At 74.1% G+C, this 23,619-nt stretch carries 19 protein-coding genes and 1 pseudogene; 11 read left to right on the plus strand and 9 right to left on the minus strand.

Annotation, left to right across the window (positions count from 1 at the left end):
• Positions 1–68: 68 nt before the first annotated feature.
• The gene (locus tag G7Z13_RS02795) at positions 69–2,144 is read right to left on the minus strand and encodes a discoidin domain-containing protein (protein WP_165995696.1); all 2,076 of its coding nucleotides are present in this window, start codon (positions 2,142–2,144) and stop codon (positions 69–71) included.
• 217 nt (positions 2,145–2,361) lie between these two features.
• On the opposite strand from G7Z13_RS02795, the gene G7Z13_RS02800 reads away from it, so the two are divergent.
• The 4 genes from G7Z13_RS02800 to G7Z13_RS02815 all read left to right on the plus strand — a co-directional run bounded on the left by G7Z13_RS02800 (position 2,362) and on the right by G7Z13_RS02815 (position 7,246).
• A complete protein-coding gene (locus tag G7Z13_RS02800) occupies positions 2,362–3,843 on the plus strand; it encodes a Y4yA family PLP-dependent enzyme (protein ID WP_165995698.1) in 1,482 nt (493 codons plus the stop codon).
• A complete protein-coding gene (locus G7Z13_RS02805; protein WP_165995700.1) occupies positions 3,840–5,159 on the plus strand; it encodes a pyridoxal-phosphate dependent enzyme in 1,320 nt (439 codons plus the stop codon). Before G7Z13_RS02800 ends, G7Z13_RS02805 begins: the two co-directional genes overlap by 4 nt.
• Before the next feature lie 5 nt (positions 5,160–5,164).
• On the plus strand, positions 5,165–6,382 hold the full coding sequence (locus G7Z13_RS02810) for an aminotransferase class V-fold PLP-dependent enzyme (RefSeq protein WP_165995702.1): 1,218 nt from the start codon (positions 5,165–5,167) through the stop codon (positions 6,380–6,382).
• A gap of 99 nt (positions 6,383–6,481) precedes the next feature.
• On the plus strand, positions 6,482–7,246 hold the full coding sequence (locus G7Z13_RS02815) for a class I SAM-dependent methyltransferase (protein WP_165995704.1): 765 nt from the start codon (positions 6,482–6,484) through the stop codon (positions 7,244–7,246).
• A gap of 131 nt (positions 7,247–7,377) precedes the next feature.
• Here the strand turns inward: G7Z13_RS02815 and G7Z13_RS02820 are convergent, their stop codons facing one another.
• Entirely contained in the window at positions 7,378–8,859 is a 1,482-nt protein-coding gene (locus G7Z13_RS02820; protein ID WP_206312990.1) for a tannase/feruloyl esterase family alpha/beta hydrolase, read from the minus strand.
• Between the two features lie 183 nt (positions 8,860–9,042).
• Here G7Z13_RS02820 and G7Z13_RS02825 point away from each other — a divergent pair, with 183 nt between their 5' ends.
• From G7Z13_RS02825 to G7Z13_RS02835, 3 genes are all read left to right on the plus strand, one after another.
• The gene (locus G7Z13_RS02825; RefSeq protein ID WP_165995706.1) at positions 9,043–10,515 is read left to right on the plus strand and encodes a PHB depolymerase family esterase; all 1,473 of its coding nucleotides are present in this window, start codon (positions 9,043–9,045) and stop codon (positions 10,513–10,515) included.
• Between the two features lie 749 nt (positions 10,516–11,264).
• On the plus strand, positions 11,265–13,217 hold the full coding sequence (locus G7Z13_RS02830) for a M20/M25/M40 family metallo-hydrolase (protein WP_165995708.1): 1,953 nt from the start codon (positions 11,265–11,267) through the stop codon (positions 13,215–13,217).
• A 109-nt stretch (positions 13,218–13,326) separates the two neighbouring features.
• Positions 13,327–15,351 carry a M36 family metallopeptidase gene (locus G7Z13_RS02835; RefSeq protein ID WP_165995710.1) on the plus strand — a complete coding sequence of 675 codons (2,025 nt, stop codon included), beginning with the start codon at positions 13,327–13,329 and terminating at the stop codon, positions 15,349–15,351.
• Between the two features lie 27 nt (positions 15,352–15,378).
• Here the strand turns inward: G7Z13_RS02835 and G7Z13_RS02840 are convergent, their stop codons facing one another.
• The 3 genes from G7Z13_RS02840 to G7Z13_RS02850 form a co-directional block, all read right to left on the minus strand.
• Positions 15,379–15,774, minus strand: coding sequence for a VOC family protein (locus G7Z13_RS02840; protein WP_165995712.1), 396 nt, complete (start codon positions 15,772–15,774; stop codon positions 15,379–15,381).
• Positions 15,775–15,840: 66 nt separating this feature from the next.
• Complete coding sequence (locus G7Z13_RS02845) at positions 15,841–16,194, minus strand: DUF3140 domain-containing protein (RefSeq protein WP_165995714.1); 354 nt, start codon at positions 16,192–16,194, stop codon at positions 15,841–15,843.
• Between the two features lie 14 nt (positions 16,195–16,208).
• Positions 16,209–16,451: a DUF2945 domain-containing protein gene (locus tag G7Z13_RS02850; RefSeq protein ID WP_165995716.1), complete on the minus strand. Its 243-nt coding sequence runs from the start codon at positions 16,449–16,451 to the stop codon at positions 16,209–16,211.
• A 233-nt stretch (positions 16,452–16,684) separates the two neighbouring features.
• On the opposite strand from G7Z13_RS02850, the gene G7Z13_RS02855 reads away from it, so the two are divergent.
• The gene (locus tag G7Z13_RS02855; RefSeq protein ID WP_165995718.1) at positions 16,685–17,173 is read left to right on the plus strand and encodes an MSMEG_6728 family protein; all 489 of its coding nucleotides are present in this window, start codon (positions 16,685–16,687) and stop codon (positions 17,171–17,173) included.
• A gap of 88 nt (positions 17,174–17,261) precedes the next feature.
• Here the strand turns inward: G7Z13_RS02855 and G7Z13_RS02860 are convergent, their stop codons facing one another.
• On the minus strand, positions 17,262–18,437 hold the full coding sequence (locus G7Z13_RS02860) for a spore photoproduct lyase family protein (protein WP_165995720.1): 1,176 nt from the start codon (positions 18,435–18,437) through the stop codon (positions 17,262–17,264).
• 240 nt (positions 18,438–18,677) lie between these two features.
• Between G7Z13_RS02860 and G7Z13_RS02865 the strand changes: the two genes are divergently transcribed.
• The 3 genes and pseudogenes from G7Z13_RS02865 to G7Z13_RS02875 all read left to right on the plus strand — a co-directional run.
• Positions 18,678–19,562 carry an oxygenase MpaB family protein gene (locus tag G7Z13_RS02865; protein ID WP_165995722.1) on the plus strand — a complete coding sequence of 295 codons (885 nt, stop codon included), beginning with the start codon at positions 18,678–18,680 and terminating at the stop codon, positions 19,560–19,562.
• A gap of 359 nt (positions 19,563–19,921) precedes the next feature.
• On the plus strand, positions 19,922–20,362 hold the full coding sequence (locus tag G7Z13_RS02870) for a hypothetical protein (protein ID WP_165995724.1): 441 nt from the start codon (positions 19,922–19,924) through the stop codon (positions 20,360–20,362).
• 140 nt (positions 20,363–20,502) lie between these two features.
• A pseudogene (locus G7Z13_RS02875) lies at positions 20,503–20,973 on the plus strand (NUDIX hydrolase); the annotation flags it as partial.
• A 42-nt stretch (positions 20,974–21,015) separates the two neighbouring features.
• Here the strand turns inward: G7Z13_RS02875 and G7Z13_RS02880 are convergent.
• Genes G7Z13_RS02880 through G7Z13_RS02890 form a run of 3 tightly spaced genes read right to left on the minus strand, consistent with a single transcriptional unit; the run spans position 21,016 to position 23,560 of the window.
• Positions 21,016–22,878, minus strand: a complete 1,863-nt coding sequence (locus G7Z13_RS02880; protein ID WP_165995728.1) for an ABC transporter ATP-binding protein — start codon at positions 22,876–22,878, stop codon at positions 21,016–21,018.
• Positions 22,875–23,309: a lasso peptide biosynthesis B2 protein gene (locus tag G7Z13_RS02885; protein WP_165995730.1), complete on the minus strand. Its 435-nt coding sequence runs from the start codon at positions 23,307–23,309 to the stop codon at positions 22,875–22,877. Before G7Z13_RS02885 ends, G7Z13_RS02880 begins: the two co-directional genes overlap by 4 nt.
• Complete coding sequence (locus G7Z13_RS02890; RefSeq protein ID WP_165995732.1) at positions 23,306–23,560, minus strand: lasso peptide biosynthesis PqqD family chaperone; 255 nt, start codon at positions 23,558–23,560, stop codon at positions 23,306–23,308. The genes G7Z13_RS02885 and G7Z13_RS02890 overlap by 4 nt, the downstream gene beginning before the upstream one ends.
• Positions 23,561–23,619 lie beyond the last annotated feature (59 nt).

Raw genomic sequence — 23,619 nt, forward strand, 5'->3', positions numbered from 1 at the left:
GATCCGTGCGGCCAGGGGGTGACGGGCGGGTGACCAGGGGTGGGGGCGGGCGGCCGAACCCCCGGCCGTCAGCCGCTGTGGACGCTGACCTCGCGGAGGGAGTAACCCCAGTCCGTGCCGCGCTCCAGGCCCTGGACGCGGACGTACCGGGCGGGTGCCGGGGTGAAGCGCGCGGTGTCCAGTCCGCCGTCGCCGGACGTGGTGGACCAGGCGGTCCGCCAGGTGTCCCCGTCGGTGGACAGCTCGACGCGGTACGCCCTGCCGTAGGCGCGTTCCCAGTCGAGGGTGACCCGGCCGACGAGGTGGGTGGCGCCCAGGTCGACGGTCAGCCACTGGTCGTCGCTCCACTCGCTGGCCCAGCGGGTGCCGGGCTCGCCGTCGACGGCGCGGCCGGGCGCGAAGCTCGTGAAGGGGTTCCACCACTCGGTCGAGCTCGCGGTGGCGGTGGCGCCGCGGGCGAGGTCGGTCCCGGACCGGTGCCGCTCGGTCGCGCCCCAGGTGCCGAGGTAGGACTCGGCGCCGCGGAACAGGTCGTCCACCACGTCCTGGCCGCCGACCCGCCGGATGTCCTCGATCCAGTCGGGGACGAGGCCGTAGTGGGCGGCGCCGTCGGTGTTGAGGTCCCAGGTGCGCTCGCCGGTGGTCTGGCGGTCGAGGAGGGAGCCGCCGTCGGCGCTGCGGAAGGGGTAGCGGACCGGGTTGCCGGTGTCGGTGCCGCGGGGGGCGGGCCAGCCGCCGAGGCCGTTCATGTCGGTGCCGTAGCCGTAGCCGGCGCCGTACTTCTCGCGCAGCGCGTCGGTGCGCCGCGCCTCCGCGGTGAAGTGCTCGGAGCCGTGCATGTACTGGGCGACGAAGCCGCCGAGGCGGTAGACGCGCTCGGTCCAGTTCAGGTCCATCCAGCTGTGCGAGGAGAGCACGCCCGGGTAGGACTCGGCCTCGAAGATGTCGAGCACCCGGCCGGTGGCCTTGACGCTCATGTGGTCGATCTCGAGCATCATCTTGCGCTGCATCATGCCGCGCACGGCGTACTCGCCGAGCGGGGTGAGCCCGCGCACGTTGCAGCGGGCGTCCGCGTCGTACGACGGGACGCTCACGCCGGCCGGCAGCCGCTTCTCCGCCTCCGGCGCGGCCGCGAGACCGATCGGGTTGTCGGCCTGCGGGCCCGTGCACTTCTCGGTCTTCCAGAAGGTGCCGGTGGACAGGAACTGTCCGACGTTGATCGCGGTGCCGAGGGCGCCGGAGTCGAAGCGGACCCCGCACAGCGCGTTGTCGAACTTGTGGCACAGGAACATGCTGCGCACGCCCAGCGAGTGCAGCTCGTCCAGGCCCTTGTCGATGTCCTCCTTGTCGCACTGGGGCACGTCGAGGACCTGCTTGCAGCCGAACGGCTCGGAGGTCTCCACGCCGAGGATCACGGCCAGCTTGCCCTGCTCGATGACCCGGCGGGCCTGGGCGCTGTCGGTGACGATCCGGAACCAGCCCTTTCCGGGTCCGCCGTACATGCGGTCGACGTACGCCTGGAGGTCGTACGTCAGTTTCGCCTGGAGCCGGATGGACGTCATCTCGTCGCAGGAGCGGTCCTTGAAGAAGTAGACCGAGCAGATCACGCCATTGGTGACGAGGTCGTTGACCATGACGCGCTGGCCGCCGCGCCAGGCCCGTTCGATCCAGGCGTAGTAGTTCTGCTGATGGGTCAGCGAGTCGTGGGCGGGCCAGTCCGCGAAGGTGGGCCAGCCGACGGGGTCGTGCCGGCCGTCGCCGCCGTTGGTGATGAAGTCGAAGATCGCGAGCGAGCCGTCGGGGTAGTGCTCCGGGCAGTCCTTGAGAGCGTCGGCGATGCCCGCGTCGGAGAACGGCTTGCCGCAGAGGAGCTGGCCGCCGAAGGCCTCGTTGGAGAACAGGTGGTTGTGGGCGTCGACGAATCCGCGCACCCGGCCCTGGGCGTCGGTGCCGGTGAACGGCTCGCCGGTGACGCCGATGCGGGAGTCGGGGGCGGGGCGCGCGACCGGGTTCCACCAGTCGTCGCCGGCGGCGGACTGCGGGGCGGGGCCGAGGGCCATGGCCAGGGCGAGGAGGAGCAGCGTGACGACGGTGACGTTCTTCCGCCCGGCGTGCTTTCGCGTGCGGTACCAGCGTGGAGCCATACCCACTCCCCTGTTTGCCATGTCCGCGCCAATCGCGTGCGTCGAGCATCCCGACCGGGGCCTCGGGAGTCAAGGAGATCGGCCGAAGGACGGTGCCAACCGGGCGTAAAGCGACCAGAGAATGGATAGGGGGCTATACGGCGAAGCTCGGGAAGGGGCGGGAACGGTCGGGCGGGCCCGGGGGCGCCGGGTCTGGCATGCGGGCGGAGGGGCGGGCATGGGCGGGCATCCCTTGTATCTCGAACCACGACTGGGCGCGCGTACCGGCTCGTTGCTGGAGTCCCCGCGGCTCCTGCACGCACTCACCGACGGGCTCGGCTCACCGCTGAACGTGGTGATCCCCGATCAGATCGCGGACAACGTCGCGGAGTTCCGCTCCGTCTACGCGAAACACCATCTGCCGGGCCAGGTGTTCTACGCGCACAAGGCGAACCGCTCCAGCGCCCTGCTGCGCCGGCTGGCCGCCACGGACGCCGGGGTCGACGTCGCGTCCCTGGACGAGTTGCGGCACGCGCTGGGCGCCGGCTTCACCCCCGACCGCGTCACGGCCACCGGCCCGAAGAACACCGAGTTCCTGTGGCTGGCCGCCCGCAGCTCCGTCACCGTCAGCGTCGACAGCCGGGGCGAGCTGGAACAACTGGCGGCGCTGGTACGGCGGTTCGGGCTGCCGCCGGTGCGGGTGCTGCTGCGTCTGTCGGGGTTCGAGGCGTCCGGTGTGCGGGTGCTGAGCCGGCGCAGCCGCTTCGGTACGCCGGTGCGGGCGGCCGGGTCGCTGCTGGCGGCGGCCGAGTCGTACCGGGACGCGGTGGAGCCGGTGGGCGTGGCCTATCACCTCGACACCACCAGCGTCGACGAGAAGGCGACCGCGCTGGAGGGCTGCCTGCGGGTCCTGGAGGAGTGCCGCGACCGGGGGCTGCGGCCCCGGGCCGTCGACGTGGGCGGCGGGTTCGGACTCGACTACCTGGCCGACGGCGAGCAGTGGCAGCGCTACACGAGCGCGCTCACCGACGCCGTCCTCGGACTGCGGCCACCACTGACCTGGGGCGGGCACGGCTACGGACTGCGCAACGAGGGCGGCACCCTGCGCGGCGCGCTCGGCCTCTACCCCGCTCACCGGCCGGTCGCCGGCGCCCGCTACCTCGACGAACTGCTCGCCCACCCCGCCCCGTCGCTGGACGGCCGGCCGCTGGGCGCGCTGCTGGCGGAACATCTGTACGACCTCCACACCGAGCCGGGACGAGCCCTGCTGGACCAGTGCGGGCTGACCCTCGCGAAGGTGCTGGAGGTGCGCGAGCCGGAGCCCGGCGGGGAGCTGCACGTGCGGCTGGCGGCGAACGCCGGCGACATCGGCCTGGAGGAACACGGCGTCCTGCTGGACCCCGTCGTCGTCCCCCGCGCCGGCCGTGGCCCCGCCCCGGCCGGACCCGGCGAGGCGCCGGTCGCCGTGCACCTCTTCGGCAATCTCTGCCTGGAGTCGGACCTGATCACCCGCCGCACGGTCTTCCTGCCGCACCGGCCCGAGCCGGGCGACCTGATGGCGTTCGTGAACACCGCCGGCTACTGCATGGACTTTCACGCCACCCTGGCCCAGCGGCAGCCCGTCGCCCGCAAGGTCGCCGCCTGGCAGGAGGACGGCGGGTGGCACTGGTGCCTGGACGATCAGTACTGGCCGACCACCTCCGTGGGGGGAGCACAGTGAGGTACGACAGCATCACCGAGGCCATCGGCAACACCCCGTTGGTGCGCATCGAGCCGGCCGTGCACGGTCTGCGCCACATCGACCTGTACGCCAAGCTGGAACTGCTCAACCCGTTCGGCTCGGTCAAGGACCGGGCCGCGTGGAACATGGCCCGCCCGCACCTGGATACCGCGGCGGCGCGGGGCAGCCAGGTCGTGGAGCTGTCCAGCGGGAACACGGCGAAGGCGCTGGCCGTGCTCGCGGGCATGCACGGGCTGACCTTCAGAAGCGTCACCAACCGGATGCGGATCCCCGAGATCAAGGATCTGCTGCTGCTGCTCGGCGCGGAGATCGAGGAGCTGCCGGGCCAGAGCGAGTGCCTGGACCCGACCGCCACCGACGACCCGCTGACCCTGTTCCACCGGACGATCTCGGAGCAGGGCAGCGCGTACCTGCACACCGACCAGTACTTCAACCCGCGCAACACCGAGGCGCATCTGACCGGCACCGGCCCGGAGATCGTCAAGGACCTGGACGGCCGCGCCCCGGACTGGTTCGTCGCCTGCGTGGGCACCGCGGGCTCCTCGACGGGGGTCGCCCGGGTGCTGCGGGAGAACGACCCCGCGGTGCGGGTCCTCGGGCTGGTCGCGGCCAAGTCCGACTTCATCCCCGGCATCCGCACCCTCGACGAGGCGCACGAGGTGGGCCTGTTCGACCCGGCCACCTACGACGCGATCGAGTCCGTCACCTCCGACGAGGCGATCGAGGGGATGCTCACCCTGAACCGCCGCTGCGGCATCCTGGCCGGACCCACCGGCGGGGCCGCCTACTTCGGTGCGGTGCGCCGGCTGCGCGAGATCGACGCGGAGCTGACGGAGCGTCGGTCGGCGGTGTTCATCGTCTGCGACCGGGTGGAGAGCTATCTGAGCTACGTCCGCAAACGGCGCCCCGACCTGTTCGGCCGCCCGGTCCGCACCGACTCGCCGGCCGACCTGACCGAGGACGAGGTGCGCACGGCCCCGTCCGTCGGCGTCGCCGAGGCCCGCGCCTGGATCGGCACCGGCCGGCCGCTCGTGGTGGACCTGCGCAGCCCGTTCGCGTACGCCGCGCTGCACATCGACGGATCGGTCAACATCGTCGACGAGGTCTTCGAGGAACTGCTGCGCGGCGGGCTGCCGTTCAGCCGCAGCCGTCCGGTGCTGCTGGCGTGTCCGGTGGGTGAGAAGTCCGCCCGCTACGCGGCGCTGCTGACCCGGATGGGCCACCCGGACGTGCGCAGTCTGGCCGGCGGGATCATCGCCTGGCGGGACGCGGGCGCGCCCCTGGTGCGGGACTGACGGCCATGACCACCTCCGGCATCCGCGCCCAGGGCACCGCCGCGCTCACCGAGTTACGGGACTGGCAGCGCGCGCTGCGCGACCAGTTCCCCATCGTCACCGCCCACCCCGACCTCGCCTATCTGGACAGCGCGGCCACCGCCCAGAAGCCGCGGGCCGTGCTCGACACGGCACTGACCTACCTCACCACGACCAACGCCAACGCCGGGCGCGGCACCTATCCGTGGGCCAACCGCAGCACCGCGCTGATCGAGGAGGCGCGCGAGCGGGTCAAGCGGTTCCTCGGCGACCCCGACCCCGCGCGCTCGGCGGTGCACTTCACCAGCGGCACCACCGAGGGGCTGCGCACCCTGGCCCGCGACTGGCTGCCCTCGTTCCTCTCCGACGGCGACGAGATCGTCGTCCCCGTCGCCGACCACCAGGCGAACATCGAGCCGTGGCTGGAAGCCCAGCGGCTGCTGGCCCGGCAGGGCGTGCGCGTCCTGCTCCGGCCGATGCCGTACCAGCCGGGCTCGGGCGACTACGACCACCGGGCGCTCGCCGAACTGGCCGGTCCGCGCACCCGGTTCGTCGCCGTCACCCACGTCCACCACGTGTACGGCGGCGACATGAACGTGCACCGGATCCGCGAGGCGGTCGGTCCGGACGCGGTCATCTGCCTGGACGCCGCCCAGAGCGTCGGCCATGTGCCGGTGTCGGTGGCCGGCCTGGACGTGGACTTCGTCGTCTTCTCCGGGCACAAGGCAATGGCCCTGCCGGGGACGGGCGCCGTGTGGGCGCGGCAGGCGCGCGGGCCCGCGTTCACACCGGGCGGGTGGTCCGGCACGCCCAACACCGTCGGCATCGCCTCCCTGACGGCGGCCCTGGACTGGCTGGACGCGGCCGGTGTCGACCGGATCGAGCGGTGGACGGTGGCGCTCGCGGCCCGGCTGACCGACGGACTGCGCCGGCTGGACGCCTACGAGATCCTGGGCTGCCAGACCAGTCTCGCCGCCGGCTCACCCGTCCAGCAGCGCCGCGGCATCGTCACCTTCCGGCACCGCGGCGTCGACTCCGGCGACCTCGGGTTCATCCTGTTCAGCCACGGCTTCATGGTCCGCTCCGACCAGCACTGCCAGGGCGAGGCGGGCGAGCCGACCGGCTCCGTACGGGTGAGTCTGCACGTCTACAACGAGGCGGAGGAGATCGACCGGCTGCTGTCCGTCCTGGCGTCACTGGAGTGAGTGACGCCGCCACCGAACACATAATGGGAACCGTTTTCACCCGTAGACTCGTCGGACGAACGGGACAGCGGGTGCGAGACGGTGAGGTGGCACGACCCCATGGGACTGAGCCTGGCGACGGCGGAACGATGGGTGGAGCGCTGGGAGCGCCAGCAGCAGCGGTACGCCATCGACCGTGAGGAGCGCTTCACCGTGATCGCCGACGTCGTCGAGCACGTCACCGCCGGCCGGCCGGGCCGCCCGCTCGTCGTCGACCTCGGCTGCGGCCCCGGCTCGCTCGCCGCCCGGCTGGCCCGCCGGCTGCCGGCCGCGGAGATCGTCGGCGTCGACCGGGACCCGCTGCTGCTGGAGCTGGCCCGCACCCACCACCCGGACGCCGCCCGGTACGTCGACGCGGAGATCGACGCACCGGGCTGGACCGAGGCCCTGGGCCTCGACCGCCCGCTGGACGCGGCGGTGTCCACGACCGCCCTGCACTACCTGGCCCCGGACGCGCTGCGGCGCACCTACCGGCGGCTCGCCCGGCTGCTGCGGCCCGGCGGGGTCCTCGTCAACGGCGACCACCTGCCGCACGACGACCCCGCGCTCGCACAGATCGCCGGCGAGGTGGGCAGCCGCCACGCCGAACGGCAGCGGGCCTGGCCGGAGGAGGACTGGACCTCTTGGTGGACGGCGGTCGCCGAGGACCCGGAACTGACCGACCTCCTCGCCGAACGCCGCGGCCGCGAGCCCTCGCCCGGCACCCCGGAGCCCGTTCCCCTCTCCCTCTCCACCCACGTCCGGCTGCTGCGCCGGGCCGGGTTCCGGCAGGCGGGCGCGGTCTGGCAGTACGGTGACAGCCACGTGGTCGTCGCGATTCGCTGACCGGGCGATCCGCCGGCGCGCGGCGCGCCGACCGTTGGGCCCGCCTGACCGGCGCGGCGCGCCGACCGCTGGGCCCGCTGGGCGTTGGGCCCGCTCGGCGTTGGGCCCGCTGACCCGCGCGGCCCGTCGGTTCAGGGCCGCCCCGACAGGGAGCACGTGGTCAGCAGGTCGGCGGCGTCCGCCCCGGCGGGCCGGGCGACCGTCCGGGAGGCGGGCGGCCGGACCCCGGTGGTGAGCCAGTCCTCCAGCGCGGTGAGCGCCGAGCGGTGGCAGGGGGTGAGCGGACGCAGCCGGTCCGGGAAGGCGTCGACCAGGCTGTCGGTGTGGGTGCCGCCCTCGATCCGGTAGTAGCGGTGCAGCGGGGCGCGCCCGGCGGCGTCGACCATGCGGGCGTAGACGTCCGAGTCCCGGCCGATGGGAAGCAGCACGTCGAGGGTGCCGTGCAGGGTGATCAGCGGTTTGCCGATCCGCCCGGTGAGCGCGATCCGCTCCACGGCCCGCCGCACCTCGTCGGGGCGCGCCGCGTAGTCGTAGTCGGCGTCGCAGCCGGGGGTGCCAGGCGCGCAGTAGGGCGTGCCGGCCTCGGTGGGGCCGTCGTAGCCGGGGTCGAGTTCCTCGCGGTAGACGCGCTGGGTCAGGTCCCAGTAGACCTGGTGGTGGTACGGCCACAGGAACTCCGAGCCGGCCGGGAAGCCCGCGGCGTGCAGGTCGGCCCGCGCCCGCTCGGCGTCCGGGCCGCCCGCGGCGAAGCGCGGGTAGGCGCGCAGCGCCTCGGGCAGGAAGTGCAGCAGGGTGGGTCCGTCGGCGCGCCAGAGGGTGCCCTCCCAGTCCACTCCCCCGTCGTACAGCTCGGGGTGGTTCTCCAGTTGCCAGCGCACCAGGTAGCCGCCGTTGGACATGCCGGTCACCAGCGTGCGCGCGGGCGGGCGCAGATAGCGCTGGGCGACGGCCGCGCGGGCGGCCCGGGTGAGCTGGGTGAGCCGCCGGTTCCACTCGGCGATGGCGTCGCCCGGCCGCTTCCCGTCGCGGTGGAAGGCGAGGCCGGTGTTGCCCTTGTCGGTGGCGGCGTAGGCGTAGCCGCGCGCGAGGACCCAGTCGGCGATGGCCCGGTCGTTGGCGTACTGCTCGCGGTTGCCGGGCGTGCCGGCCACGACCAGGCCGCCGTTCCAGCGGTCCGGCAGGCGCAGCACGAACTGGGCGTCGTGGTGCCAGCCGTGGTTGGTGTTGGTGGTGGAGGTGTCGGGGAAGTAGCCGTCGATCTGGATGCCGGGGACGCCGCTCGGCACGTCGAGGTTCTTCGGCGTGAGGCCGGCCCAGTCGGCGGGGTCCGTGTGACCGGAGGCCACCGTCCCGGCCGTGGTCAGCTCCTTGAGGCAGGCCGCCTTCTGGTGTGCGGCGCCGGGCACGCGCACCTGGGTCAGGCGGGGGCAGGGACGGGTGCCGTCGGCGGACGCGGCGGTGACCGTGCTGGTGGTTGCGGCCGCGGTCGTGGTCGTCGCAAGGGCCGAGGTCGTGGTCGTCGCCGTGGAGGCGAGGAGGGTCAGGGCGGTGAGAGCGGCGGCCGGTACGCCCCGTCGCCTGAGACGTGGTGTGGAGCCGCGGGCGAGACGCATCGGGTGCCTCCGTGATCGAGTGCCGGGGATGCGCGGGAGGTTAGGCCGCCCGGAGCGGGCGTGACCATGGAGGGCCGCCACATACGACACCTCTTCAACCTGGTTGCACAGCCCATGCCTTTGCGGTGTGACCGCGCCGATGATGCCCTCCCACTCGTCCATCGCAGCAGGGAGGCAGTCGCCATGAGTCAGCCGCACCACCCCACGAGGGGCCGCCGTCTCCTGGGCGGCGTCCGCCGCCGGCTCGCCGCCGCGGCGGGCGCGCTCGCCCTCGCCGCCGGTCTGGTGGCCCAGGGCTCGCCCGCCTCCGCCGCGGGCCTGACCCAGGTCTCCGGTTTCGGCACGAACCCCGGCAACCTCGCCATGTACGCCTACGTCCCCGACGCCCTGCCCTCCGGCGCCCCGCTCGTGGTGGCGCTGCACGGCTGCACGCAGAGCGCGGGCGACTACTACGGCCACTCCGGCTGGCCGGCCCTCGCCGACCGGCACCGCTTCGCGGTCGTCTTCCCCCAGACCAGCACCGCCAACAACGCCAACTCCTGCTTCAACTGGTTCGAGCCGGGTGACAGCACGCGCGGCCGGGGCGAGGCGCTGTCGATCCGGCAGATGGTCGACAAGGCGGTCGCGCTGTACGGCAGTGACCCCCGGCGCGTCTACGTCACGGGCCTGTCGGCGGGCGGCGGCATGACGGCGAACCTGCTCGCGGCGTACCCCGACGTCTTCGCGGGCGGGGCCATCGCCTCCGGACTGCCCGCCCGCTGCGCCGACAGCGTGTCCGCGGCGTACACCTGCATGTACAGCCCGCCGGACCGGACCCCGGCCCAGTGGGGCGACCTGGTGCGTGCCGCCGCTCCGGCCGGGACCACCTCCTGGCCGCGCGTGGCGATCTGGCAGGGCACCGCCGACACCACGGTCCGGCCCGCCAACGCGACCGAACTGCGCGACCAGTGGACCGACGTGTGGGGCATCGGCCAGACCCCGTCCCGCACCGAGAACCTGACCGGCTCCACCACGCGGAGCGTCTACACCGACGCCGCCGGACGTCCCGCGGTCGAGGTGTACTCGATCGCCGGCATGGGGCACGGGCTGGCGGTCGACCCGGGCAGCGGTGCCGAACAGTGCGGCACGGCCGGTGCGTACTACCTGGACACCATCTGCTCCAGCCATCACACCGCCCGCTTCTGGGGACTGGACCGCGGCAGCGGCGACGGCGGCACCGGGGCGCTGCCCGCCCCCACGGGGCTGACCGTCACCGGGACCTCCGACTCCACGGTCTCCCTGCGCTGGAACGCGGTCGCCGGAGCGGCCTCGTACCAGGTCTTCCGCGACGGGACCAAGGTGGGCGGCACGGCGTCCACCGGCTACACCGACACCGCTCTGGCCGCCGGCACGGCATACCGCTACACCGTGGCCGCCGTCGACTCCGCGGGCACCGCGGGCGCACTCTCCGCGGCCGTGACCGCCACCACCACCGGCTTCACGCCCACCTGTCACACCGCGAGCAACTACGAGCACACGGTGGCCGGTCGGGCCTACGCGAGCGGCGGCCAGACCTACGCCAAGGGGTCCGGCCAGCCGATGGGTCTGTGGAACACCTTCGTCACCCGCACACTGAAGCAGACCTCGCCCGGCTACTACGTGATCGCCGACTGCTGAGCGGGCCGTGCCGTCGTGGAGCGACGCCATCCGGCGCTCCCCGGACCGGAGGAGGGCGGCGCAGCAGCTGGTGTCCCGAGCCGCGGGGCGGCGGTTCAGCGGCGGTTCCCCGACCGCGATGCCGGGGTCCTGCGTCGCGCAGCCGACGTCGGGGAGCGGCTGGCCGAGGTACCAGCCGCCGAGGAAGACGGCGTACAGCACGGCAGTGGCGCCCAGGCGGCGCGGAGTTGTCCAGGTCGGCACCCAACCAGTTGGGCAGAGCGCGGAGTTGAGTGATCACGCGGGCGACTCGCGGAGGGGCGCGGGCGGACCGGCGGCGGTGGCGAGTGGGTCGGTCGCGGGGGGCGGCCTGACGGCCATCACCCCCTTGTGTGGTTGAAGTTGCATCGATCCGGGGTGGGCCGTGCGGGAGATGCACGCGTCCGGTTTCGGGCGCACCATGGGAAAAGAGCACCGCAAGGCGGGCAGACCATGAGCGAGGACCTTTCGACGGCCGTGGGACGCCCCGATCTCCCGAGGCAGGCAGAGCAGCACATCGGTGGAGGACCGCCGGGGCCGCTCTGCCCTGTCTCCTGTCCGGGCAGCGCCGTCTCGTGGCCGGGCAGACCTGCCGGGGCGACGACGGTCTGCCGGCCGGCAGCGCTGTCTCCTGTCCGGGCAGTGCCGCGAAGGACCGGACGTCCGCCTCCCGGCCCGCGCCGGCGATTCCACTCGGCGCCCGACCATCTTCCGATCACCGGAGTGCCGAGATGACCGTGTTCTTCTTCGACGTCGGGGCGACGTTGGCGGATGTCAGTGTCGAGGCCGACGGCTCGCTGCGCCTCCAGGTCCGGCCTCGCGTCGCGGACGTGCTGCATGATCTTTCGGGGACGCGTAAGGGCATCCTGTCCGATCCGGGGCCGGGCGAGGAGACGCGTGCGCGGGCGGCGGCGGCCCTCGACGCGGCCTTCGGCGACCACTTCACGGACACGCGTCTCATCCACTGGGGGCCGAAGACCGATCGCGCGCTCTTCGACGCGGCGGTGGCGAGCGCGGGCGGGGCGTCCGGGGGCGAGGTGTGCGTCTTCGTCGGCGAGGACCCCGACGAACGCGCCCTCGCGCGGCAGGCGGGTCTGCGCACGGCGGCCCACCCGGTGTTCGCGCGGGCAGCCGCCGAGGAACGGCCCGTGTTCTGGGCGTGGATCGAGGTGCCGGAGGGCCGCGGCCTGGCCGAGCTGGCGGAGGCCGTGGACGGCACGGAGGCCGTTCCCGTGCACGTCCCGTCCCCCCGGCGGGTGCTCGCCATGGCGAGCGCGCTCGGCGTGGCGGACCTGCGGCGCGGCGGCTTCACCGCCGAGGTCCGCGACGAGGTGGCGGCCACGACGGCGTTCCTGGTCCGCGACGACCGGCCGGTCGCGGTCCCCGAGGCCTTCGCCGGCGCCTCGGACGGGTCGCGGGCGGCGGCCGAGGCCTCCGCCCGCGCCACGGCGGCGTACGGCTTCCTCACCGACGGGCTGCCCGCGGACGCGCCGCCACCGCTGTCGCTGGGCGCCGCTCCGGGCGGTGTCTACGTCGCCGCGCCCGCCGGTGTCCCGGTCGAGGACCTGCACCCTCCGGGTGCCAGGCCCGGGCACACCGAACGCCTGCTGCCCGACCCGGCGCTCCTGTCCCGCCCCGGCGTGCCGCAGGCCCGCGCCCTCGCCGAGGGCGCGGCCGAGGGGTTCGCCGCCGGGCAGCCCTCCCCGCGGGTCATGGCCGCGGTGACCGCCGCCGTGACGCCGGACGCCCTGCGCGCCCACGTGGCGCGGCTCTCGGGCGCCGCCCCGCTCGTGGACGGCGTGGAGCCGGCGGTCCGCAGTCGGGACGCGTCCGCCGACGACAACCCGCGTGTCGTCGACGCCCTCACGGACCGGTTGCGCGACCTGGGCCTGACCGTCCGGCGGCACGAGTTCACCTGGCGCGGACACCGGTTGTCCAACGTGGAGGCCGAGCACCGCGTCGAGGGCGCCGACGCCACCGTCCTCGTCACGGCCCACCTGGACTCCACGGCGTCCGGCGGTGACTTCACCGACGAGCACGGTGAGGCGCGCCCGTACGACCCGGCGGTGGACCCCGCTCCGGGCGCGGACGACGACGCGAGCGGCACCGCGGCGGTGCTGACCGCGGCGGAGAGCCTGCGCGCGCTCGTCGCGGACGGCGGCGCACCGGCGCTGAACGTGCGTTTCGTCCTGTTCAACGCCGAGGAGCAGGGGCTCGTCGGCAGCAAGTTCTACGCGCGCGCCGCCGCGGCGAGGGGTGACGCCATCGTCGGCGTCTTCCAGATGGACATGATCGCCGGCCGTCAGGGCGGCAGCCCGCCGCGGATGGAGATCCACACCGGCTCACGGGTGCCCGGCCCGGTCGTGGACGCGTCGAACGCGCTCGGCGGCCTGGTCGCCGACACCACCCGGGCCCTCTCCCCCGAGTTCACGGTCCAGCGGCTCACCGGCCCGGACGATCCCGCGGTGGGGCGCAGCGACCACGCGAGCTTCCACGAGCGGGGGTGGGCGGCCGTCGCCGTGTCCGAGGACCTGTTCTCGACACCCGACGGCGCGCCGGGGACCGGCACCCGGCAGTACCACACCCCCGGCGACACCCTGTCCGACGCGGACCACGACCCGCGGTACGCGGCGACGATCGCCCGCTCGGTCACGGCGACCGCGCTGACGGTCGCGGGCCTGTGACCGCCGCCCCGCCGGTGCCCGCGCTCGCACCGCACCGACGACCCGTTCCCCTCCGACCGGCCGTTCCGCACCGACCGGCCGTTCCGCACCACGAGCACGAGGACCGACCATGACCGACCTGATCGACAAACGGGATCTGGACTACGACCGGCTGACGGCGGTCGGCGGAGCGGAGGCGTTCCTCGACGCGACCGAGCGGGTGGCGGCCGAGGTGGACCACACCCTCGTCGCCGAACCCGGCAAGGTGAACCACTTCACCGGTCACCTCACCGAACTGCGCGTCGAGGGCGCACCCGGCCTCACCGGGGAGCCGGGCGCGCAGGCCACCGAGGCCGACTACGCCGCGCAGGCGAGGAGTTACCTGTCGTCCGTGGCGGAGGCGATGGGCTTCGCCGCCGACGAGCCCCCCGAGTTCGTGGCCGATCCGCGGGTGACCGCCACGAGTGAGGGCACGCGCGTGGTCAGCCTGCAGCAGACGCACAACGGCATCGAGGTGTGGGGGATGGCGCCGAAGGTGTGGCTGCGCCAGGACGGCACGGTGGACCGGGTCGTCGGCGACACGGTGAGCGTGCCGGCGAACGTCCCGGCCGTCCCGGCGGTGCCGGTCGAGGCGGCGCTGGCCGTCGCCGCGGCGAAGGCGGCCGCACCGCGGACGCTCGAAGGACCGTTCGGCGCCGACGAGTTGCCCGCCCTGGACCTGTCCGGCGGCTTCGAGCGGTTGTCGCACCACGCGGTCAACGACCAGCCGACGGCCTTCGCCCAGGGCCCGTTCGACGAGGCGGTCCCCGCCCGGCTGGTGTATCTGTACATGGGCGGCGACATCAGGCTGACCTGGGCGTTCACCTTTTCGCGGGCCAATTTCGCCGTGCAGTACCAGGCGTTGGTGGAGGCCGACGACCGTACGCGGGACACGGACGCGCCGGAGATCCTCTACTTCCAGGACGTGGCGAACCGCGTCGTCGAAGGGCGCGTCTGCCGGCGCAATCCGGCCGAGAGCGGCTTCGACCGGGTGCCGTTCCCGCTGCCGCTCAGCGAGTATCCGACCGAGCAGCCCGCCGCCCCGCTGCCCGGGTTCCCCGGCCCGTGGGCGGGGTTCCAGGACGGGCACGTGGCGACGGTCGGCAACAACGTGGTGGCCGTCGACGGGGCCAGCGGGCGGACCTTCGAGATCAGCACGGACCCGCAGGGCAACGCCGTGTTCAACCCGCCGCCCGGCTCACCCGAGGAGTTCGTCACCAACATCTTCTTCTTCTGCAACTACATGCACGACTTCTTCATGATGCTCGGCTTCACGGAGAAGCACGGCAACTTCCAGATTACGAACGTGTCCGGGGAGGGTGAGGGCGCCGACCCCGTCCGGGCCTTCGCGCACCCGCAACCGGTCCTCGGCACGGCCAACATGGCCACCCGGGCCGACGGCAGGGAGGCCGTCATGAACATGGGCCTGGTCCGCTCCACGGGCCGGCACACGGCCCTGGACGGGGACGTCGTGGTGCACGAGTTCGTGCACGGAGTGTCCAACCGGCTGGTGGGCGGTCTGCACGACGCGGAAGGGCTGCGGGAGCAGCAGTCCCGGGCGATGGGCGAGGGCTGGTCGGACTTCTTCGCGCTCACCACCCGCAACTGCTCGCTGGAGCCGGAACGGGTCGTCGTCGGCAACTGGGTGATCGACGATCCGGGCGGCATCCGCCAGCGGCCCTACGACGCGTCGTACCCGGGCGGCTTCGGGGACATCGGCAAGGGTCCGAGGGAACTGGCGGACGGCCTGGACTACACGAAGATCCACAACGTGGGCGAGATCTGGTGCGCGACGCTCCTGGAGCTGACCCGCCGGATCACCACCGTGCTCGGCGACAAGGAGCGGGCCTACCGGGTGACGTGGCAGGCGGTCGTCGACGGCCTGAAGCTCACCCCGAAGAACCCGACCTTCCTCACCGCCCGCGACGCGGTCCTGCGCGCCCTGCGGGACCTGCGCGGCGGCCGGCTCACCGAGGCCGAGTACCCGGCGGTCCGGCAGGCCGCGTGGGAGTCCTTCGCGAGGTTCGGCATGGGCTTCGACGCGTTCTGCCCGACGGCGTCCTTGGGCGGCTGCCGGGCGGGCGGCGAGCTGCCGCCGCCCGGCCACGAGGACTGAGGACCAGGGGCTGAGGATCCGAGGCTGTCAGCTCTCCTGGAGCACGGCGAGGACGTTGCCGGCCGGGTCGGTGAACCAGGCGATCGCCGCCGGGCCTTCGCCGCCCCCGCCGCGTACGACGCCCTTGTCGTCGTGGTCGAACTCGGGGTAGCGCTCCAGGGTGACGCCGCGCTGTTCCAGTCCGGCGACGGCGGCGTCGATGTCGTCGACGGGGAAGTTGAGGATCGTGAACGTCGCGGGGGTGTGCGTCTCCTTCGGGTAGACGAAGACACGCGCGCCGCTGCCGAGCCTGAGGATCAGCATCCGCATGGCTCCCTGCCCGGCCTCCTGCACGTCGATGCCGAGCGTGTCACCGTAGAACCGGCGGGCCGCGTCGAGGTCGTCGACCGAGAAGCCGCTGAACGCCTGCGATTGACCGAACATGCCGGGTTGCTCCTTCGCGGGTGAGCCGTGCCGGCGTCGGGGGCCTGACGCCCGCCCGGAGCCGGCTCAGTCGTGGGACTCGTCGTCGCCGGTGGGATCGTGGCCCCAGTTCATGAGCGAGTGACGCCACCGGGAGTCGCCTACGTCTCCCGCCGGCCGTTGCGCGAGATGGCGGCGGATGTAGCCGGTGACCTTGCGCATGTGCTGGTAGTCGGCGTCCGAGAGGTCGCTCTGCTTCTTGCGCAGGATGTCCACGATGGCGCGCCCGGAGGCGTGGCCGGTCGACTCGCCGCCGTCCTTGTGCTGCCCGGCGGCCTGGGACTCGTCGGTGGCGAGCCACTTCTCCAGCCGGGCGGGCCGCATGTTGACCAGTTCCCGGAACGTCTCCCGGATCCGGCGCCGCTCGTCCTCGGTCGTCACGTCGCGTCCCCGTCCTACTTCTTCTTCTTGTTCTTCAGCGCCGAGGGCTTGTGCACGGCCGTGCGGCCGGACTTGTCGCTGCGCACCTCGTACTGCGGGTCCTCCGGGGAGGCGGCGACGGTGCGTCCGGCGGCCTCCGTCCGCTTGGTGATCTTCTTCTCCACGGTGCCCGACGTCTCGCTGCCGTGGCTCTGCCAGGCGACCTTGTCGCCCTTCTCGGGTTCCTTGCCCGACGAGGAGTGCTTGTCCTTCGCCATGGTGCCGCTCCCTCGGAAGACGGTGGGTCGACTTCCACCTTGCAGGCCGTCGCCGCGGCTCGCACGCCGAGCAGGACGTCCGCCGAGGGGGCGGGCGGGGCATGTCCGCCGAGCGGGTGACCGGCGGCGGCCGGGCCCGCGCGCGGCCGCGGCGGAGCCGCCGCGGCGGGGAAGGCATCGGGACGCCTGCCGGCGCGCAGACGGCGCGCCGCGCGGAAGGGAGCTGGTGACCGATGCAGACGTTCTTGCCGCACCCCGACTTCCGGCAGACCGCCCTGCTGCTGGACCGGCGCCGGTTGGGCAAGCAGCGGGTCGAGGCGCTGCAGGTGCTGCGTGGCCTGACCGTGCCGGGCTACGGGTGGCGCCGGCACCCGGCGGTACGGATGTGGACCGGCTACGAGGAGGCCCTGGTCCGGTACGGCCTGGAGATCTGCCGGGTCTGGCGGGAGCAGGGCCACCAGGACAGCTGCGCCGCCTCCCTGGTCGCCGGGCTGGCCCCGTACCGGCCGGGCGCCCCGGTGCGCGGGCAGGCGGAGCTGGCGGCGGCCGGTGAGCTGCCGCCGTGGCTCGGCGACGAGGCCTTCCACGAGAGCCACCGCTCGGCGCTCGTCCGCAAGGACCCGGAGGTGTACGCCGGGCTGTTCCCCGGGGTGCCGGACGACCTGCCCTACGTGTGGCCCGCCTCGGACCGCGAACCGCGGCAGACGCCCACGGACGGGTGAGCCGCCCCCCGTGCCGCGGCGGCGACGGCGTGCCGCGACGGCGGCGCTCAGAAGGCGTACCGGCGGGCGTCCGCCGCAGTGGCGGCGCTCAGAAGGCGTACCGGACGCGCAGCCACGGTGTGTGGCGGTCGATGAGCGTGCGCAGGGCGGCCACCGCCTCCGCCTTGACCGCGTTGCGGTAGCGGACGTTCACCGCGCCGTTCTCGGAGCGCTTGGCCTGCTGGAGGTCCGGCTGCCACAGGACGTCCTCGGCGCGCGGGTGCCAGCCGAGGTTGACCTCGTGCAGCTCCCGGTTGTGCGTCAGCATGATCACCTCGGCGGCGGCCTGCCGCTTCACCCGCTGGGGCAGCACGTCGTCGAGCCGGGTCAGCAGCTCCGCCCAGGCCTCCTGCCAGCCGGGGCGGATCACCACGGGCGAAAGGTTGAAGTGCACCTCGTACCCGGCGTCCAGGAAGTCCGCGGCGGCGGCGACGCGCTCGGCGACGGGTGAGGTGCGCACGTCCAGCAGCCGGGAGTCGTCCGGCGGCATCAGCGAGAAGCGGATCCGGGTGCGGCCCCGCGGGTCCAGGGCGAGCAGGTCGGGGTTGACGAACTTGGTGGCGAAGGACGCCTTCGCGGTGGGCCACTGCCGGAAGGCGTGCACGAGATCCGCGGTGTTGTCGCAGATCAGGGCGTCCACCGAGCAGTCGCCGTTCTCGCCGACGTCGTACACCCAGGACACGTCGTCGCACTGGTTCGGCTCGGTCTTGGGCCCCTGCCGCGCGATGTGCCGGGCGATGCCGGCGATGATCCGGTCGATGTTGGTGAAGACGGTGATCGGGTTGGCGTACCCCTTGCGCCGGGGCACATAGCAGTAGGCGCAGGCCATGGCGCAGCCGTTGGAGGCGCCCGGCGCGATCCAGTCCGCGGACCGGCCGTTGGGGCGCACGGTGAGCGCCTTGCGCTCCCCCAGGACCAGCGTCTCCCCCTTGACGCGGACCCAGCGCTCGACGTTCCCCTCGTTGCCGTGCAGTCCGGGGATGCGCCAGTGCGAGTCGACGGTGATCAGCCGCGCCTCGGGGAACCGGGCGATGATCTGCCGGCCGCGTGGGGAGGCGGCCGCCGCGGGCTCGGCGTGGATCTCCCGCACGAACAGCAGCCGGCGGGCCGTGGCGGAGTCGCGGAACAACGGTCCTTCGGGAACCTTCGCCGGCTCGCCGCCGAGGGCGTCGAGGCCGAAGAGCGTGCCGGAGCCGTCGTCCGGGACGGGGGACGGGTGGTGCATGGCTGCTCCGGTGCGAGGGTGCGCGGACGCGAGGATGCGCGGGGTTCGGTCTGGTGCCCGGGGTACCGCCGGCGCGTGGTGTGCGGCCGGTACGGTACGCCGCTTCCCCTCCACTGTACGGGGCTCACCGCACGTCCCCGCCGGCTCACGGCCCGTACCGGGTGTCGCCGGAACGGAGTGCGGCGGAGCAGTATGGACAGACGTCACCTGTCGCCGGCCGGGGAAGGAGGGGAGGGCATCATGCGACTGCCCCCGAGCCTGGACCCGCTGCGCGACCGGATGGGCGAGGCGATCTTCTCGCGGGTCGCCGGGCCGCAGGGCGCGCGGAACCGGGCGCACATCCACGGCGCGCCGGGTCCGCGCTGGTTCGGCCCCGAGCGGCCGGTCCGCCAGGTCCACGGCGACGCGTCGATGTTCATCGGCGGCCTGGCCGCCCTGCTGCTGCAGTCGCTGCACCCGCTGGCCATGGCCGCTGTGGCCGCGCACTCCGGCTTCCGCGGTGACCCCTGGGGGCGGCTGCAGCGGACCAGCACCTTCCTCGCCGTCACCACCTACGGCCCGGCCGGCAGCGCGCAGGCGGCCTGCGACCGGGTGCGGGCGGTCCACGAGCGGGTCCGCGGCACCACCGCCGACGGCCTCCCGTACGCCGCCTCGGACCCGCACCTGCTGTGCTGGGTGCACATCGCGGAGGTCGACTGCTTCCTGCGCGCCCACCAGCGCTACGGCGCCCGCCCGCTGGACGACGCCGGCTGCGACGGGTACGTCGCGGACATGGCCCGTATCGCCACCGCGCTCGGCATTCCCGACCCGCCGGCCGACCGCGCCGGCCTCGCGGACCGGCTCGCCGCCTACCGCGGTGAGCTGCGGGCGACGCCCGAGGCCCGCAGCACGGCGCGGTATCTGCTGCTGCGGCCGCCCGTCCCACTGGTGGCGCGGGTGCCCTACGGGGCCGTCGCCGCGTCCGCCGTCTCGCTGCTGCCGCCGTGGGCGGCCCGGGCCCTGTGGCTGCCCCGGCTCCCGGTGGCCGAGGAGGTGTGCGTACGCCCGCTCGGCACGGCCGTCACCGCGGGGATCCGCTGGGCGATGGCCCCGCGCCGGGAGGCGGCGGACGGGGGCCGGGCCTGACACCGGGATGACGGGACCGCGGCGGGCAGAACCGGCCGAGACGACGTATTCGCCACCGACGGCCCGGTCGCCGCCGGAGTTCAGGTGATCATGTGCCGGGGAACCGACGCGGGTCCTCGCCCAACCGCGTGCCCTGGGCCCGCCGGGCTCCCGAAGCTCGACTCCCGTGGAGCGGCGGCGAGTTCACTCCGCCGGTGGACGGACCTGCGCCGTTGGATGACCTCCCCCGGCGGCGACGGTGACCGGAGGCTCACCGACCGGATGACAGCCTGCAGACATATCGGACGCCGCCGGGGACGCCGCCGTATCTCCTCTAAACTCGGCGGAGTTCACGTCGAGCCGGTGGGAGGAGGGGGAGCATGACCCTCACGGAGGAGATGTGGCGCAAGTTCGTCGAGGAGTGCGCACACGGCGACGCGGCCGGGGCTCCCAGGGAACCGTCGGCTGCGGCGCGCGGTGCGGGCGCTCGGGTCCTGCCACCCGCCCCGCCCGCTCGCGAGGTCCGGGACGAGCCGGTCGGTGAGCTGTGGGAGCCGCAGAACAGCGCCGGTCCCGCGTGGCGCGACCTGGACGGTCCGGCCCGGCGCCGCCGGCTGCGGCAGGTGATCGGCACGGCCTGCGTCGGCGCGCTGCTGCTCGCACTGGCGTCCGTGGTCCCCGCGCACGCGCCCGGCGGGGACGAGGGCCCGGCGGACGCCACGGTCTCGGAGGCCACGCCGTCCCCGGTGACCACCACCCACGAGGGCCTGGACACGACGCCCCGCACCCACGCCTCCACCGGGTCACCTCACCTCGGCTGAGAGCGACGCCGCGTCAGCGGGCGCCGGCGGCCACCACGCCGCCGCGCCCGGACCCGTTCCCGCCACGGGAGGACCACATGGCCGAACACCCCGCGCAGGCAGGCCCCGGCCCGGGGCGGCGCGCCCTGCCCGCCGACGCCCCCGCACGCGTCGGCACCCGCCCCCGCACCACGAAACCACCCACCCCGCAGGCAGCGCTCGGGGTCGGTGCCGTACTGTTCGGCCCGGACGGCCTGCTGCTGGGCCGTCACCGGCTGGGCACGACCGAGCTGCCCGGCGGGACCGTGGAGCCCGGCGAGTCGCTGCCCGACGCCGTGGTGCGCGAACTCGCCGAGGAGACCGGGCTGTACGCCGACCCCGCCGACGTCCGGCTGCTGGGCATGTTCCTCGACCGGGTCGGCGACGTCGTCCGCGTCACCGTCGGCGCCCTCGTCACCGCCTGGCGGGGAGAACCCGCCGACCAGCCCGGCGAGAGCGTCGGCGACTGGCGCTGGTGGCCCCTCGACGCCCTGCCCGCCGACCTGTTCGAGTGCAGCGCGCAGATTCTCACCGCCTGGCGGCCCGACCTGCCGATCGACCATCCGCCCGCGCACTTCACCCCCTTCACGTGAGGCGAGTGAGGCGAATGAGGTGAGTGAGGTGAGTGTGTGTGCCTATTCCGCCCGCCGGCCCACGACGTGCGTGGCGGCCAGTTCGCGGTAGGCCGGGCTGGTCGCGAGCAGTTCGTCGTGCCGGCCGGAGGCCACCGTGCGGCCGCCTTCGAGGACGACGATCCGGTCGGCGTGGCGCACGGTGGCGAGGCGGTGGGTGATGACGAGGACCGCGCAGTCCCGTGTGAGGGCGGTCAGCGACCGGGTGAGTGCCGTCTCGTTGACGGCGTCGAGGTGCGAGGTGTGCTCGTCGAGCAGGAGCAGCCGGGGACGGGCGAGCAGGGCGCGGGCCAGGGCGACGCGCTGGCGCTCCCCCGCCGACAGGGTGCCGCCCCGGTCGCCCAGTGCGCCGTCCAGGCCGCCGGGCAGGCGCCGCACGACGTGGTCGAGCCGGGTCAGCTCCACGACGCTGCGGATGTCGTCCTCGGTCGCGCCGGGAGCGGCGTAGACGAGGTTCTCGCGGAGTGTGCCTTCCAGGACGTGGGTGTTCTGGTCCACCAGGGCGATGCCCGCGCGGCACTCCTGGCGGCTCAGGGCGGTCGCCGGGCGGCCGTCGAAGCGGATGGTGCCGGCGTCGGGGTCGTAGAGGCGGGCGATCAGCGCGAAGAGGGTGCTCTTGCCGGCTCCGGAGCGGCCGACGAGGGCGACGAGTCCGCGGTGCGGGACGGTGAGGGTCGCCCCGCGCAGGACGGGGCGGCCGGGGACGTAGGCGAAGCGGATGCCGGTCAGTTCCAGCGCGGGTACCGGGTCCGGTGGGGCGGCCGGGGCCGGTGAGGCCGCCGGCGGCGGGGCGGGGACGGTGGGGCCGGGCCGCTGGGCGGGTTCCTCGGGCAGGGCGAGGACCTCGTTGATCCTGAGGTACGCGCCGGTGCCGCGCTGGATCAGGCCGATGGCGCGGAACACCGACGACAGGGGCATGACCAGGTACGAGGCGTACAGCAGGAAGGCGACCAGGTCGCCGAGGGAGTCCGCGCCTCCGCTCCCGACCCGCATCCCGCCGACGACCAGGACCAGCAGGAAGGAGCCCTGGACGGCCAGTTCGACCGCGCTGCTCATGATCGCGGCCAGCTTCGCCGCCCGCACGCCCGACCCGTGCGCCGCGTCCACCCGCTCGCCGATACGGCGTGCCTCACGTTCCTCGGCCCGGTACACCCGGACCACCGGCAGGGCGCCGAGGGCCCGTTCCAGTTCGGCGGCGACCGCGCCCACGGAGGACTGCATCCGCTCCGACGCCACCCGCATGCCCTTCAGGAGGGTGGTGACGACGGCCGCGGCGAGGGCGACCGTCGCCACGACGAGGAGCAGCAGCAGCGGGTCCAGCCACAACATCAGCAGCAACGCCCCGGCCGAGACCAGGCAGCCGGTGAGGAGGTCGACCAGGGCCTGGGAGACGACGTCGCGCAGCAGGGTGGTGTCGGCGGTGACGCGGGAGACCAGGTCGCCGCGGCGGCGCCGGTCCATCTCCCGCATCTCCAGCCGCAGCAGCCGCGCGACGAGTCCGTGCCGCACCATGCGCACCACGCCCTCGCCCATGCGGTCCAGCAGGAACCGGCCGGTCGCCCCGGCGGTGGCCTCGGCGGCGAAGAGCGCGGACAGCAGCAGCAGGAACGGCCACAGCACCTCGCCGCGGGCGCCGGCGTCCACCACGTGCTTGGCGAGGAGGGGCTGGGCGAGACCGAGCGCGGAGGCGGCCAGGGTCAGCGCGGTCGCGGCGGCGATGGACCGGCGGTGACCGGACGTCAGACGGAACAGGGCGGCGACCGAACCGCCCGTCGTCCGCCCCGCGCGCCGCCCGGCTCGCCGCGCCGCGTCACCGTCCGGGCCGGTGCCGGCCGGGGCGTCGTCCGCGACGGCCGTGCCGCTCACCTCGCCGCCCGCCGCGCCGGGGCCACCGTCACCAGCCGGGCGAAGTAGTCGTCCGGGACGCCCTCCCCCACGGGACGGCCGCCGGCCTCGATCCAGGCGTGGGCGGAGAACGGCGGAACCTTGCGCACGCCGGTGCACCAGGTGGGCCAGGCCCCGTACAGGCGGCACAGCAGGGCCGCCCCCAGCGACCGCGGCAGGCAGCCGCGCGGTCCCGCGCAGCGCAGGCTCACGGCGCACATCGCCTCACGGGCGGCCGCGGCCTGCGCGGGGGTGGCGGGGCGTGCCCCGCGGCGCACCCACCCCAGTACCGCGCGGATGTGACGCGGCGGCAGGAAGGACAGGGCCAGCGCGGGCACCAGGACGAGGCGGGCGGCCAGGCGGCGGGCGAGGGGGACTCCGGTGGGCCGGTCGAGGGCGCTGGGGGTGGTCATGCGACCAGCCCCGCGTCGCGCAGTTCGCGCACCAGTGCCGTGACGTCCTGTTCGGCGCGGTCGCGGTCGATGTCGAACCGCTCGACCAGTGCCGTGACGGCCGCCGTCTCGTCGCCGTCGTCCATGAGGGTGCGCACCACGAGGGCGCCCGTGGGGTTGAGTTCCCAGTACTCACCGCTGCGCTGGTCGAGGAGGACCGTCCCGTACTGGGTCTCCGCGGTGGAGACGTCCTGGTGGAATCGGAGCGTCATGCGAATCGGCGCCTTTCTGCTGTCGTGGTCGTCCGACGGCGGGCCGGGGTGCGCCCTCC

The organism is Streptomyces sp. JB150, assembly GCF_011193355.1.
Classification (GTDB): domain Bacteria; phylum Actinomycetota; class Actinomycetes; order Streptomycetales; family Streptomycetaceae; genus Streptomyces.

Coding starts and splice junctions, on each gene's coding strand:
- G7Z13_RS02795 (WP_165995696.1), bottom strand. CDS start 2,144: ATGGCTCCACGCTGGTACCGCACGCGAAAGCACGCCGGGCGGAAGAAC.
- G7Z13_RS02800 (WP_165995698.1), top strand. CDS start 2,362: ATGGGCGGGCATCCCTTGTATCTCGAACCACGACTGGGCGCGCGTACC.
- G7Z13_RS02810 (WP_165995702.1), top strand. CDS start 5,165: ATGACCACCTCCGGCATCCGCGCCCAGGGCACCGCCGCGCTCACCGAG.
- G7Z13_RS02815 (WP_165995704.1), top strand. CDS start 6,482: ATGGGACTGAGCCTGGCGACGGCGGAACGATGGGTGGAGCGCTGGGAG.
- G7Z13_RS02820 (WP_206312990.1), bottom strand. CDS start 8,859: ATGCGTCTCGCCCGCGGCTCCACACCACGTCTCAGGCGACGGGGCGTA.
- G7Z13_RS02825 (WP_165995706.1), top strand. CDS start 9,043: ATGAGTCAGCCGCACCACCCCACGAGGGGCCGCCGTCTCCTGGGCGGC.
- G7Z13_RS02830 (WP_165995708.1), top strand. CDS start 11,265: ATGACCGTGTTCTTCTTCGACGTCGGGGCGACGTTGGCGGATGTCAGT.
- G7Z13_RS02835 (WP_165995710.1), top strand. CDS start 13,327: ATGACCGACCTGATCGACAAACGGGATCTGGACTACGACCGGCTGACG.
- G7Z13_RS02840 (WP_165995712.1), bottom strand. CDS start 15,774: ATGTTCGGTCAATCGCAGGCGTTCAGCGGCTTCTCGGTCGACGACCTC.
- G7Z13_RS02850 (WP_165995716.1), bottom strand. CDS start 16,451: ATGGCGAAGGACAAGCACTCCTCGTCGGGCAAGGAACCCGAGAAGGGC.
- G7Z13_RS02855 (WP_165995718.1), top strand. CDS start 16,685: ATGCAGACGTTCTTGCCGCACCCCGACTTCCGGCAGACCGCCCTGCTG.
- G7Z13_RS02860 (WP_165995720.1), bottom strand. CDS start 18,437: ATGCACCACCCGTCCCCCGTCCCGGACGACGGCTCCGGCACGCTCTTC.
- G7Z13_RS02865 (WP_165995722.1), top strand. CDS start 18,678: ATGCGACTGCCCCCGAGCCTGGACCCGCTGCGCGACCGGATGGGCGAG.
- G7Z13_RS02870 (WP_165995724.1), top strand. CDS start 19,922: ATGACCCTCACGGAGGAGATGTGGCGCAAGTTCGTCGAGGAGTGCGCA.
- G7Z13_RS02885 (WP_165995730.1), bottom strand. CDS start 23,309: ATGACCACCCCCAGCGCCCTCGACCGGCCCACCGGAGTCCCCCTCGCC.
- G7Z13_RS02890 (WP_165995732.1), bottom strand. CDS start 23,560: ATGACGCTCCGATTCCACCAGGACGTCTCCACCGCGGAGACCCAGTAC.